General features: G+C 47.2%; 8 protein-coding genes. 4 read left to right on the forward strand and 4 right to left on the reverse strand.

Features of this window, described 5'->3' with window-relative positions; all coding sequences use genetic code 11:
• Positions 1 to 177: 177 nt before the first annotated feature.
• Complete coding sequence (alaS, locus tag V2I46_04900; protein MEE4176829.1) at positions 178 to 2,796, forward strand: alanine--tRNA ligase; 2,619 nt, start codon at positions 178 to 180, stop codon at positions 2,794 to 2,796.
• Positions 2,797 to 2,812: 16 nt separating this feature from the next.
• On the opposite strand, the gene V2I46_04905 is transcribed toward alaS, so the two are convergent.
• The 3 genes from V2I46_04905 to V2I46_04915 all read right to left on the reverse strand — a co-directional run bounded on the left by V2I46_04905 (position 2,813) and on the right by V2I46_04915 (position 8,278).
• Entirely contained in the window at positions 2,813 to 5,698 is a 2,886-nt protein-coding gene (locus V2I46_04905) for a PD-(D/E)XK nuclease family protein (GenBank protein MEE4176830.1), read from the reverse strand.
• Positions 5,699 to 5,791: 93 nt separating this feature from the next.
• A complete protein-coding gene (locus tag V2I46_04910) occupies positions 5,792 to 6,529 on the reverse strand; it encodes a sugar phosphate nucleotidyltransferase (GenBank protein ID MEE4176831.1) in 738 nt (245 codons plus the stop codon).
• Between the two features lie 288 nt (positions 6,530 to 6,817).
• Complete coding sequence (locus tag V2I46_04915) at positions 6,818 to 8,278, reverse strand: RNase adapter RapZ (GenBank protein ID MEE4176832.1); 1,461 nt, start codon at positions 8,276 to 8,278, stop codon at positions 6,818 to 6,820.
• 128 nt (positions 8,279 to 8,406) lie between these two features.
• Between V2I46_04915 and V2I46_04920 the strand changes: the two genes are divergently transcribed.
• The 3 genes from V2I46_04920 (at position 8,407) to V2I46_04930 (ending at position 12,693) form a co-directional block, all read left to right on the forward strand.
• Entirely contained in the window at positions 8,407 to 8,913 is a 507-nt protein-coding gene (locus tag V2I46_04920; protein MEE4176833.1) for a ferritin family protein, read from the forward strand.
• Positions 8,914 to 9,070: 157 nt separating this feature from the next.
• Positions 9,071 to 9,775, forward strand: a complete 705-nt coding sequence (locus V2I46_04925; protein ID MEE4176834.1) for an RluA family pseudouridine synthase — start codon at positions 9,071 to 9,073, stop codon at positions 9,773 to 9,775.
• Positions 9,776 to 9,810: 35 nt separating this feature from the next.
• Positions 9,811 to 12,693: a hypothetical protein gene (locus V2I46_04930; GenBank protein MEE4176835.1), complete on the forward strand. Its 2,883-nt coding sequence runs from the start codon at positions 9,811 to 9,813 to the stop codon at positions 12,691 to 12,693.
• Here the strand turns inward: V2I46_04930 and V2I46_04935 are convergent.
• The gene (locus V2I46_04935; GenBank protein ID MEE4176836.1) at positions 12,683 to 13,762 is read right to left on the reverse strand and encodes an MraY family glycosyltransferase; all 1,080 of its coding nucleotides are present in this window, start codon (positions 13,760 to 13,762) and stop codon (positions 12,683 to 12,685) included. The two genes, V2I46_04930 and V2I46_04935, sit on opposite strands and share 11 nt — an antisense overlap.
• Positions 13,763 to 13,764: the final 2 nt, after the last annotated feature.

Genomic DNA, 13,764 nt, shown 5'->3' on the forward strand with positions numbered 1-13,764 from the left:
GTTGAGTAGTTTCTTTCTGAAGGGATTTTTATTAATTAAGGCTTATTGCTTTGATTATGTGAAAGTAACAACGCAGCCTTTGAAAGGATGTTGCAAAACTACGGAAAATTAAATTAATTTTGCGGTTTGACCTTCAAAAAAATATATAAAAATTTCTTTAAAACAGGCTCATTATCAATGAACTCCATACAGATTCGCCAGGCTTTTCTCGATTTCTTTGCCTCCAAGCGACACTTCATCGCTAAATCGGCCCCAATGGTCATAAAAAATGATCCGACCTTAATGTTTACCAATGCAGGGATGAACCAGTTCAAGGATATTTTCTTGGGGAATTCTCCTGCAACACATCTTAGGGTGGCTAATTCTCAAAAATGCCTCAGGGTTTCGGGTAAGCACAATGACCTGGAAGAGGTAGGGCACGACACCTATCACCACACGATGTTTGAGATGCTTGGCAACTGGAGCTTTGGCGATTATTTCAAGAAGGAAGCCATTGCCTGGGCCTGGGAACTGCTCACGGATGTGCTTGGCCTGGAGAAGGATCGCTTGTATGTAACCGTTTTTGGTGGAGACCCAACAGACGGACTTGAGCCTGACCACGAGGCCTTTGATTTCTGGAAGGAGATTGTGCCGGAAGACCGTATCCTGTTTGGCTCAAAAAAGGATAATTTTTGGGAAATGGGCGACACCGGTCCCTGTGGCCCCTGTTCGGAGATTCACATTGACCTTCGTGATGCAGCGGAGCGGAAGGCCATTTCGGGCAATGAACTTGTCAACAGCGATCATCCCCTGGTGGTGGAGATATGGAACCTGGTGTTCATTCAGTTTAACCGCCTGAATAACGGCGAGCTGAAAGGCCTCCCCGCCAAACACGTTGACACGGGCATGGGATTTGAACGCCTTTGCATGGCCCTGCAGGGAAAGAAATCGAACTACGATACGGATGTATTTCAGCCTTACATCCACAAGCTTGCTGAAATGGCTGGCATTCCATACGGGCAGGGGAAGATGAGCGACGTGGCCATGCGGGTGGTTTCCGACCACCTGCGGGCGGTTGCTTTTGCCATTGCCGATGGCGAGCTCCCCTCGAACAACAAGGCTGGCTATGTCATTCGCCGAATCCTCAGGCGGGCCATTCGCTACGGCTATACTTTCCTTGAGTTCCGCGAGCCATTCGTTCATCAGCTGGTGCCGGTGCTGGTAGAGCATATGGGGCAGGCTTTCCCCGAACTTGCAGCCCAGCAGGATCTCATTAAGCGTGTAATCGCTGAGGAGGAGAGTACATTCCTGCGGACCCTTTCGGTGGGTATTCATAAATTTGAACAATACCTTTCGGCAAATCCGGAAAAGAAGATTATCGACGGTCAGTTTGCTTTCGAATTGTTTGACACCTATGGTTTCCCCATTGACCTGACACGCCTTATGGCTCGTGAACACGGCTGGGATGTTGATATGGAAGGGTTCCAGTCGGGCATGGAAGCGCAAAAGAAACGCAGCCGTGCGGCAGCCACCATTGAAACAGGCGACTGGATTGAGATCACACCCCTTGCCAGGGAAACCCGTTTCCTGGGCTATGATGAACTGGAAGCTGAAGTGAACCTGGTAAAATATCGTGAAGTCAATTCCAAAGGAAGGAAATATTTTCAGCTGGTGCTCGATCAAACGCCCTTTTATGCAGAATCGGGCGGACAGGTTGGTGACCGCGGCTTCCTTGATGGCGATGGGGTCAGGATTGAAATTGTTGATACACAGAAAGAGAACAACCTGGTGGTTCACATTGCAGAGGCGCTTCCCGGGAAACTGCCGGATCGGTTTGTGGCCAGGGTGGATGAAAAGAAAAGACAACAAACGGCCAACAACCATACCGCAACCCACCTGCTCCACGCTGCCCTGAAAGAAGTCCTGGGCCAGCACGTGCAACAGAAAGGTTCGTTGGTGAATGAAGAACGGCTGCGTTTCGATTTCTCCCATTTCTCGAAAATGACCCAGGAGGAGATTGAGCGGGTGGAGCAGATTGTGAATGCTAAGGTCCGTGAGAATATTTTCCAGGAGGAACACCGCGAAATGGAAATGGCAGAAGCGCAGGAGATGGGAGCAGTGGCCTTGTTTGGAGAAAAGTATGGCGACAAGGTAAGGGTTGTTGCCTTTGACAAGGGTTTTTCTGCTGAACTTTGCGGAGGAACTCACGCCCATTCAACCGGACAAATTGGCCTGTTCAGGATTGTTTCGGAAGGCGCCATAGCAGCGGGTATCAGGAGGGTGGAAGCCATTACGGGCGAAGAAGCCGAAAGCTTCGTCAACCAGAAGATCAGGGAGCTTGATACCCTGAAGGCCATGCTTAAAAACCCCAAAGATGCTGTTCAGGCCATTGAACAATTGCTTGAGCAGAATGAAATGCTCAGGAAAAAGATTGAATCCCTGCAAAAGGATCAGGCCGGCCTAATGGTGGAAGAGATCGTTGCCAAGGCTGAAAAAGTGGGAGCGGTGAATTTCATTGCGCAGAAAGTGGATTTGGATCCTAAAATGGCCAAGGATCTGGCTTATTCCATAAAGGAAAAGGTCGATAATTTTTTCCTGGTGCTGGGATATGTCAGTGATGGCAAACCTGGTATCGTGGTGATGATCTCCGAAGAATTGACGAAATCCAAAGGGCTTCATGCCGGAAATATTGTCAGGCAACTGGCCGCTCACATTCAGGGCGGTGGCGGGGGACAGCCCTTCTTTGCCACGGCTGGCGGCAAAAACCCGGATGGGCTGGATAAAGTTCTTGCTGAGGCCAGGAAGCTTTTGGCTTGATTTTTGCCTTCTTTCTTTAGCTTTCAAAGCGGCCGCAGAGCGCCTGGAAAGGACAGTATTTGCAATTGTCTTCGTTGGGCGTTTGCATAAATGGCTCTTCTGGTTCCAGCATTCTGCTGACTAATTTCTCAAGCTGCTCCTGGAATGCTGTTTCCGGGTTCACGCCTTCCTGAATTATACTGGCATCCACTTCTGATTTGAGGAAGCCGGGTTTGAGATTGCGCATCGAGAAAATGCCTGATTCTACTTCTGGTACATCCGGATTCATCTGGCGGTAAAGCCAGGCATAGGCCTGTACCTGGAAGGCCTTTTCATATTTAACGTCTTCAACCAGTTCGTCAAAACTTTTGATCTTCAGGTCGCTCGCCTCCACTTTGCCGGTCTTGTAATCCACCACCCGGACTGTTGAACCCAGTCGGTCGATGCGGTCGGCTTTTCCAGCGATCGTCACATCCATCCATTCGCCATCGGCCATTACCTGTATGCTCCCCTGCAGAACGCCTTCCGTATTTAGAATGGTGAGGTAAAGGCCACGCTGCTTGTAATTGGAAATGAGAGAGGCTTCGGCTTTCAGAAAATTCTCAACATATCGTTTGGCCAGGTTGAAAAGCAAAAGGTTTTTCCCGCTGGTGATTTCTCCATCCGGATAATGTTTTCTGAAACGGTGAATTGTCGCTGCCTCGACCTGATCCTGCATGGCAGAAATGTGTTCGGGTTTAACGACTTGTCCGGTCAGTGGGAAATACAAGTCTTCAAGGACCCCGTGGACGACATTCCCCAGGGTGCTGGCCTCAATGGTTTCTTCCACTTCTTCGGCTTCCCTGAGGCGGGCCACCTTTTCAAGGTAAAACTTCAGCGAACAGCGAATGAAAGTGTTCAGAGCGGATGGGGAAAGCCCCCGGGCAGCCATTTGCTTCAGACGTTCAAGGATCTCTGGCGTTTTTGGGATGCTGATCTCCTGGGTGCCCGTTTTAATCGAAGGCCTTAGGCTCACCAGTTGGTTGTGGAGTTCAATGTCAGGATTATACGACTTGATCTCGTGCTCAATCTGGGTGATGAAGCGGCTTTTTTCATTGCTTCCCATACCGCCTGACTCGGTATTGTAGATGAGGAAAACATTATCAGCCCGCTGCAGCAGGCGATAGAAATGGTATGCGTAAACCGAATCCCGGTCAGCGGTTACTTGTAGCCCGAACTTTCTTTTTACCTCAAAGGGGATAAACGAATTGCTTGTTTTTGATTTGGGTAAAACATCTTCATTTGCTGACAAAAGAATGATGTTTTTGAAATCGAGGTTGCGGGTTTCGAGCACTCCCATCACCTGGAGGCCTTGCACAGGCTCCCCTGAGAAAGCCATCCGGGTTTCAGACACCGATTGTTTGATGATCTGCCAGAAGATCCGGAGGGTGCGTATTGTTTTCCCCTCGTCCAAAACGGTTTCCATCCTTGAAAGTATCCTTCCAAAATAATACAGGGCCTCGAAATCTATGAAGAAAGGGCTTTGCTGCAGACTCCCGAATGCCTGGTCTGCTTTTTGACGAAATGCCTGGTCAAGTTTATCGCTCAGGCTTCGAAAGACAGGGATGATTTCGTCAAGAGCCGTGAGCCAGTTTTGTGAAAGGAAATGGAATAAATCCGGAAACCCAGTTTCAATTTCTTCAAGGTGGGTGAAGTCTTCATACTTATAGAATATCTTGTTTGAAAGGCTGATCTTCTGGATCAGGATGTCAAGATTTGCCTGGCCCGAATGCATCTCAAACAATATGGCAGCACAGGGATTGGATAACAGCCGCAATAAATCCTTGTAATAAAACGATGGCGCTTTACCCTCGAGGGTGGTTTTCAGACGGTCAGCGGTGAGGTATAACTGGATGATTGCTTCAAAGAATCCAAACAGGTTGGTTTTTACCAGGGGATAACCCATCGTAATGTTGATGGCGGCAGCCTTTTCGGGTAGGGCATTCAGGACGGGTAGCAAAAGGTTTTCGTTGGCCAGCACAATGGCAGTCTGCTCATCCATTACGAGGTCTGAATGGAAATCGAGGATATTGCCTGCCAGCTGAGCCTGGTTTAAGTCGCGGGCAATTCCCAGCACCTGAATCTTTTTGGGTGTGCTAAACCAGGATGCTTTCTCTTTGTTGAGGGGAATGTCCCATTTTTTTCGGTATCTCCTGATGAAATGCCCGGCTTCGTGCTGAGGATTGTCCTCATAATAGGGATCGGAATCGCTTAAGATCTCAGCCAGGCCGTCCTTAACCAGGCTGTTAATAATGCTTTCTTCAGCCTGGTTGAGGGCATTGAAGCCGGCAAAGATTACTTTTTCATACGGAAAAAGGCGGGGATTTTCTTTGAGAAGCGTTGCCGCCTTCCTGTATGACATTCCCTGGTATGCAAGATTTTTCTCCTTAAGGTAAGCGATGAAAGCCTTGTGGTAGAGTTTGAACTTTTCGAAGAAGGAGAGGTAGTTTTTCTGGAATTCACTAAGCGCTAAGCCTTCTGGATTCCAGGTTTCAATGTACTTGATATCGACCAGGTAAGTAAACAGCTCGTCAGGGTTCTCAAGGGATGAATCAATTTCATCAAAGTCCCTGAGCAGGACGCTGCCCCAGCGCAGGAACTCATCCAGGGGGTCGCTTTTATCCCCCTCAATGGTTTGATAAACATGATAAAAATGAAACATCAGGCTCAGGTTATCAGCCACCTGATAACCGCTGATCCGGTTTACGAAGTCCTCAATACTCAGGAAGGCAGGAGACCAGGTGGGCTGGGTAACCCTTTTGGCGATGTGCTTGCGCAGGAAAAGCCCTGCCCGCCGGTTAGGGGTTACCAGGCAGATATCTCCAGTATTGCTGCCATATTTCTCAAGGACGTGAACCGCAACTTCTTCAAGAAAACTTTGCATAAGGATTGGGCCGGTTTCTGTTTAGGATGGCAAATTACTCAGTTTTACTGAAACCTCTTTAGGAAAATCAAAGAATTATTGCAGGGATTGAAATCAGAATAGATCCGGATGGCTGGCAAACATAGCTTCTGCATGGGCCAGCTTCTGAGGGGTTCCAATATCGGCCCAGTATGCCGGATCGTGCTCAAAGGCTAGGATTGGGTGCTGACTGGCCAGCCTGAGGTATACCTCGTTGATGGAAAATATCCCCTGCTCAACGATCAGGTTAAGCAGTGCCGGCTGTATGATGTGAATGCCGCTGAATGCCTTAGGCTCCGGCTCCTGTCCGGGTTTGTGATCACAGAGAATTTTTTGATTCGTATTGATATTCTCCCATCCTGCAAGGTGGTTGTTGTTCCAAAGGAAATAACGGGAAGTACTTCTTTGGGATACAGCAAGTGTTGCCAGTGCCCCCTGTGATGTATGGAAATCCAGCATTTCCCGGAGGTCAATGGCGGAAAGCACGTCTACATTGTGCAGGATAAGCGGTCCCTCGCCTGTCAAATGATCTTTGGCTTTCAGTAATCCCCCGCCCGTGTCGAGCAACTGGCTCGTCTCATCAGAGAGGATGAAGCTTACTCCCGGATAATTTAATTGTGCAATGAACGCCTGCATTTTTTCAGCGTGGTGGTGAATGTTAACAACGATTTCGCTAACCCCAAGTGGTATCAGTTTTTCAGCCAGCCGCTGAAGCATTGGTTTGCCCCCAATTTCCACAAGGGCTTTGGGGGTATGTTCACTAATGGGATGCAGGCGTTTTCCTATCCCTGCAGCGAAGATCATCGCTTTCATTTCCAGGGTCCTTTCAGATACATTTGAATTTATTTCCCCTCAGGTTTGCAGAGGTGTTTTTCCTTGCTTGCTTTCAATCCGCATTTCTTGCAACGGAATTTTTCTTTTCCCGCTTTTTCATCCAGACCTTTGCAACGTTTCTTTTTTCCCATAGCTCAATAGAAAATGAATTTATTTTCCAGGCAATTTTTCCAGGGTCAATATCTTTGTTCTTATTTCAGATGTAATCGTTCTATTGGTATCAGTGTTTTTTCCCAAAAAAGCCTGAAAGGACAATCTTGCCATACATCAGTTGCTTTTGGGCCAGTTATGGGCTTCCCGGTGCTTGAGGTCGATGTTGACATCGTATTTTTCTCCCAGGTATTTTGCCAATTCTTCAGCGCAATAAACCGAACGGTGCTGTCCCCCTGTGCAGCCAAAGTTAATCATCAGGTTGTTGAATCCCCGTTCAAGGTAGTTATTTACCGCATTTCCAGTAATGTTCCTGATGTTCCCCAGGAAATCAGCCACGCTGTCTTCCTTTTTAAGAAAACGAATAACGGGTTCGTCTTTCCCCGTATAGGGCTTAAACTTATCTTCCCTGCCTGGATTGGGCAAGGCGCGACAGTCGAAAACAAAACCCCCGCCATTTCCCCATTCATCCGCCGGGATGCCGTTCTTGTAGGAGAAGCTCCGGATATGAAGCGTAAGCCCTTTTGCAGGCTGGGGAAGTATATCAGAAGGAGCTGTTGCGGCCATTTTTTCGATGATGCTGCTAAGATGTGGGGTGATCTTTGGGAGGAAATCCATTTCAGCGAGCCAGCGCAAGTTCTTCAGGGCATAAGGCACGCTTTGCAAAAACAAGGCTTTTTTCTCAACCCCGCCCCTGAAACCATAACTCCCCAGGGCTTGGAGGATGCGCATCACTACGAAGTCGTAAAAGGTTTTTTTGAAAAGGGCCTGGTCAAAAGAAACCCATTTGTTGAGGCTTTCAACGTAATAGTCGAGCAGCACCTGGCGCTGTTCAAAAGGGATATTGGCTTTGGCGTCAAAAAGCAGGGAGGCCACATCGTATTGCAGGGCACCCTTGCGGCCACCCTGGTAGTCTATAAAATAAGGCTCCCCTTCAACAATCATGATATTTCTTGACTGGAAGTCGCGGTACAGGAAGAATTCGGATGGCACACTTACCAGATGCTTGGTAAACCGTTCAAAGTCATCTTCCAGTTCCTGTTCGTCGAATCCGATGCCAGAGATTTTAAGAAAATAGTATTTAAAATAATTGAGATCCCACATCATTGAATGCCTGTCGAAAGCATGACGGGGGTAACAAATGCTGAAATCAAGGTCTTGTTTGCCCTTTACCTGGAAAGCTGGCAGCCAATCGAGCGCCTTCCGGTAAAGATCCATCGTTTGATTGTTGAATGTTTTTACGGCTGGGTCGTGTGGCAAGAGGGAAAAAAGGGTTGTATCACCAAGGTCAGAAACCAGGTAGCATAAACCATCAGCATCTCTGGTAAAAACCTCTGGAACAGGGAGCCCCAACTTCTCAAAATGGTGGGAGAGGGTTAAAAAAGCATTGTTCTCGCGAATGTCAGGGTTAAAGGCTCCAATACAGGTTTTATCCTGGTAATATATCCGGAAATACTTCCGGTTTGATCCCGAGGGTGCCAGGGGGGCTATCCGGTCAGGTTTCTGGTTTTGCCACGATTCAAAGAGATTGGTAATCGCCTGTTCAATGTTCCACTGCATATCCTGAAAATTAAACATCAAATTTACATTTTTTTGCCGCCCCATGGGTGATAATTTGAAAGCACAGGGTCATAAATGCCCATTCTTGAGAGAAAAAAACTATATTTGCTTCAGGATAATTCATTTAAAATCTTAATAAAGAAAAAATGGAAAGTAATAAGGTAACCGGCATTCTGAAACAGGCCATTATTATGGAAAGCCGTGGCAAATCGCTTTATGCCATGGTTGCCGGGCAAACCAAGAGTGATGACGTCCGCAAGATCTTTGACATCATGGCCAAAGAAGAACAGCTTCACATTGATTTTCTTTCAAAACAATTTGTGAGCTATCAGAAAAGCGGCAAGTTTGATAAACTAAGCCTTGAAGAGGCTACGGGTGAAGATGCCATTGCCAATATGATTCTTTCTGAAAAGGTTAAGAAGGATATTTCAGGCGCAGGCTTTGAGGCGGCCGCCATTTCCGCCGCCATCGACATGGAAACAAAATCCATCGAGGTTTATTCCGCCAGGGCTAAAGAAGCCAACGATCCCAATGAGAAAGAACTATATGAGTGGCTGGCTGACTGGGAGAAAGGACACCATAAAATGCTCATTGAACTTAACAAGGAGCTAACCGAAAAGGTTTGGTATGATAATAACTTCTGGCCATTCTAACAAACTGAAAAGCATAGGTTTCACCGCAACCTTCCCTGACTTTAACAAATGGAGGTTGCGGTTTTCTTTTTCCGCAAACAGGTATGCGAAACAATTCTTAAATTTGATAGGGTGAAGGAAAGCTGTTCCTTCTTACCAATCATAAAATCATTATTTGATGTCAACAGACCAGTCCGACCTGACCAGCAGGATTCTTTTCGAGGATAATCACCTCCTGGTGCTTAACAAATTGCCCTCAGAAATCGTGCAGGGTGATAAAACAGGTGATCAGCCCCTGGTGGAAACTGCCAAGGAATACATTGCAACTGAGTACCAGAAACCTGGCAACGTATTTCTTGGGGTGGTTCACCGCATCGACCGTCCTACCAGTGGACTGGTGATCTTTGCACGCACATCCAAGGCTTTGGCCCGGATGAATGAAATGCTGAAAACCAGGGATGTTTCAAAGAAGTACTGGGCGGTAGTGAAAAACATTCCCCCCGAGACCGATGGGAAGCTCATTCATTTTCTCAGGAAAAACGAGAAGCAGAACAAATCCTACGTTGTGAATGCTGAAGCTCCGGGTGCCAAGAAAGCTGAAATGATATATAAGGTGTTGATGCAGGGCGACCATTATACTTTGGTGGAAGTGGAACTTCTGACGGGGCGGCATCATCAGATCAGGGCACAGTTTGCAGCCATAGGATGCCCGATAAAAGGCGACCTGAAGTATGGGGCTGATCGCAGTAATGCCGATGGCAGCATCCACTTGCATGCCAGGGAACTTAAATTTATTCATCCGGTTAAAAAGGAATGGATACATTTGATTGCGCCTGTGCCAGATGAAACCTTATGGCAGTTTTTTGAGCAAAGGATGCAGTAGAAATAATCAATTCAAAATAAAAGCAAGACGTCTCAATGGGTACGACTTCATATAACCGGATGATTGTTTTTTTCTTTTTATTGTCTTTGCCAATGCTTGGTTCTGGCCAGTATTTTATTTGGGGCCAGGATCCAGCTTCCCTGAAGTGGAAACAGATCCAGACCGAGCATTTTCAGGTCATCTTTCCTGAAGATTTTGAAAAGCAGGGGGCTTTTTTATCCGATGCGCTAGAGTATTCCTATGAGGTGGGTACCCGAACCCTTGGCCACCGGCCCAGGAAGGTGCCCGTTATCATTCACAACCAGACCGTTGTGGCAAATGGTTTTGTTTCCTGGGCTCCGCGCCGCCTGGAGATGTTCTCCAATCCCCCTCAGAACAACTATTCGCACGACTGGCTGGAACAACTAGCTGTACACGAATTCAGACACATCGTTCAGGTTGATAAGCTAAACCAGGGTGCCACACGCTTTCTTTCCTTCCTGATCGGAGAGCAGGCGCCTGGAGCGGTATTTGGATTATTTGTTCCCATGTGGTTTGCTGAAGGAGATGCCGTTGCTGTTGAAACCGGACTCTCCAATAGCGGTCGCGGCCGTTTGCCTTCTTTTGAGCAGGGCCTTAGGGCACAGGTCATTGAAAAAGGCCGGTATTCGTTCGATAAAGCATTCTTTGGATCGTTCAAGGATTATGTGCCTAATTACTATGAACTGGGGTATCAGTTAGTTACCGCTGGAAGGTTAAATTATGGGGTTGACATCTGGGATAAGGTGCTGACCAATGTTGGAAGGAAACCACATCCCCTGTTTCCCTTTTCCCATAGTTTAAAAAAATATGCAGGAGTAAACGATGCCCAGCATTACAGGCAAACCTTTGAGGCGCTGGATTCGGCATGGAGGGTTCAGGACCGGCGCAATGAAGTGACGCCTCTGGAAATCATCAGTCCACCCAATAAGCTTTATGCCGATTACCGTTATCCTTCCTTTGTCAATGACACCCTTCTCGTTGCACTGAAGACAGGTTTTGAGAAGATACCCCAGGTTATTTCCATTGGTCGTGAGGGTGAGGAAGAAGTCCTGTTTTCACCCGGATTGATCAATGCCCATGGCTTTTCAGCAGGGAGCGGTAAAATCGTATGGAGTGAGCAACGCACAGATCCCCGATGGGAACACCGTTCCTGGTCGGAGGTGCATTGTTACGATCTTGAAACACTGAAGCACAGCAGATTAACCCGCAGGACGCGTTTCTTTGCACCTGCCATTTCTTTTGATGGAACAAAGATTGCCGTTGCAGAGGTTACCGATAAGAATGAATATGCATTGGTGGTCCTTGATGCTGCAAGCGGCCAAGAGATTAGCCGCTTGACAACCCCTGCCAATGATTTTTTAATGACCCCTGCCTGGCACCCTGATAACCGTACCTTGCTGGCCATTGCCCTGGATGAATCCGGGAAAAGGATTGTTGCCGGGGATATGTATACCGGTGACTTCTTCACAGTTTTTCACGCTGGATATACTGAGATTTCAAGACCTTCCTTTACTGAAAAAGGTGAGATCCTGTTTAACGGGGCCTTTTCTGGACTTGAAGGGATTTTCCTCTTAAATCCAGAAACCGGCACCGTTGGCCAGGTAGTTTCTTCAAAGTACGGCGCAAGGGATGCAGTACTTCAGCCCGGCATACCTAACCTTTTCTGGTCAGAATACACAGCTGGTGGTTATGTGGTTGCCAAAAGGGAAGAGATGACCGCTGAAGCTTTTCATTCTTTGGAAAAAGTTGTTGATCACTCCCTGAAATTCCACGCTGCCCTCAGAGATCAGGAAGGTGCCCTGGTGACTCAAAGCCATATTCCAAGAAATGAAAGGGAAATAAAACCGTATTATAAATTCCCGAACCTTTTCAACCTGCATTCGTGGTCGCCCGCATACATCGATGCCGGAAACCTGGATGTGAAACCCGGAGCAGCACTCTATTTCCAGGATGTACTCAGCACTTCGGTTGCCGTTTTAGGATATGATTATGACCTGAATGAAGAGGTAGGGACCTATTCTATCAACTACAGTTACGAGGGCTGGTATCCGGTTCTGAACTTTTTCGCAGGGACAGGTTTAAGGCGTGCACAGTACCAACAGGGAAACGATATGATTCCTTTTCACTATCGGGAGAATGCTTTGAAGGTGGGCCTGAGCCTTCCCTTGTCTTTCCGACATTATGAATGGTATTATGGGGTCAGCCCGCTGGTCAGAATGGCTTTTACCCAGGTGGGCGCAACCAATAGCAGCCCGGACTTTTTCCGGAGGAATAATATGCGGTCGATGGAGTATCGCTTCTATGCCTATCGTCAGCAAAGATCTGTACAAAGGGATATCAGGCCTCGTTGGGCCCAGGTCGTTGATGTCAATTACCGGCACACTCCATTTTCAGGAGCTGATATGGGCAGTGTTTTCTCCGCAAGAGTTACAGGGTTCTTCCCGGGAATTCTTCGTCATCATTCCTTGAGGCTTTCGGCAGGATGGCAGGAACATATCTCAGGGACCCCTGTGGAGCAAACCATAAACTACCGTTTTTCCAATCTTATAAATTACCCCAGGGGGATTACCGGGCATCGCGATGATCAGGTTGCCGTGTTTTCAGCTGATTATGCCTTCCCCATTTTGTATCCCGATTTGAGCATTCCTTACATTGTCTATCTGAAAAGGATTAGTGCCAATCTATTCATCGACCGGGCCTATATAGAAACGATGATTCAACCTGAAGAGGGTCCTTCCTACGTGAATAAAGATGTCCTCAATTCAATGGGCGTTGAACTTACCGGAAATATGCATTTCTTCCGGTTTATCAGCCCCATTGACCTGGGGGGCAGGATGTATTACCTGCCCGAAAATAAGGAGACTGGATTCCAGCTATTGTTTGGGGTTAGCTTTTAGGAAGTTCGGGCGGAGGCCTTAGGGCAACAATAAAAAGAAAAAGAAACAAGGCCGAAAGATAAGCGATAAAAAGGTAGGAGTAGACAGGCTCCCACTTAGGTGCAAGGCGGTTGATGAGAATGGTAAGGACTGTTGAGATCAAGGAAAAAACCAGGAAAAAGATGGCGACTCTTCGGTCGCTTAATCCCAGATAGGAGAGGTGGTGGGTGGTATGGTCCTTTCCTCCCACAAAAGGATTCCCCCCTTTCGAAATCCTTTTGTAAAAAACAGTCGTGGTATCGATCAGTGGTAGGGCAAAGGCCATGGCTACCATAATGACCCTTGGCATCCGGCTTACTTCATCTCCACTACCGACAGCATTCCAAAAATAGAGAATCCCCAGACCTGCAAGTAAAATGCCCAGAAACTGGCTCCCGGTATCTCCCATATACATTCTGGAAGGGTTCCAGTTGTAATATAGGAACCCAATCAGAGACGCCAGGCCTCCGATCAAAATGATGATCACGGGATTGGAAAAATCATGCCCCATCAAAACAATGCCCAAAATAGCCAGTAAAATGCTTATTGAAACCACAGTAGTAATTCCATCCATATTGTCCAGCATATTTATGGAATTCATTATTCCCACTACCCAGAAGAGGGTCAGCAGGTAGTTCAGCCATTCGTTTCCAAAAAATTGGATATTGGTGCCGGATAATATTAGCAAAACACCACACATCAGCTGCCCGGCAAATTTCAGCCAGGGGTGAGTGTTATAGGCATCATCGTAAAGGCCAACAAGAAATCCAAGCGAAACAGCTGCTAACAGCCCAAAAGTTCCTAGGTTGGAAAAGTCATTGGCATCATTTTTTAGCAGTGAAAGGCTAATCAGGGAAAAAAGGAAAATAATAAAAAAGGAAATTCCACCGAGGGCTGGTTTTGCTTTAGAGTTCCAGCGAATAATGGTTTCCTGGTTGTTCCTGATGCCCAGGGTTTTTGAGAACTTTAGCAGTAAGCCGTTGATGACCAGGGAAAATACCAGGGCAGCCACAAAAAAAACTGAATAAATTAAGGCGAGGTAAATGCTCATCT

The organism is Bacteroides sp., assembly GCA_036351255.1.
In the GTDB taxonomy this organism is placed as follows: domain Bacteria; phylum Bacteroidota; class Bacteroidia; order Bacteroidales; family UBA7960; genus UBA7960.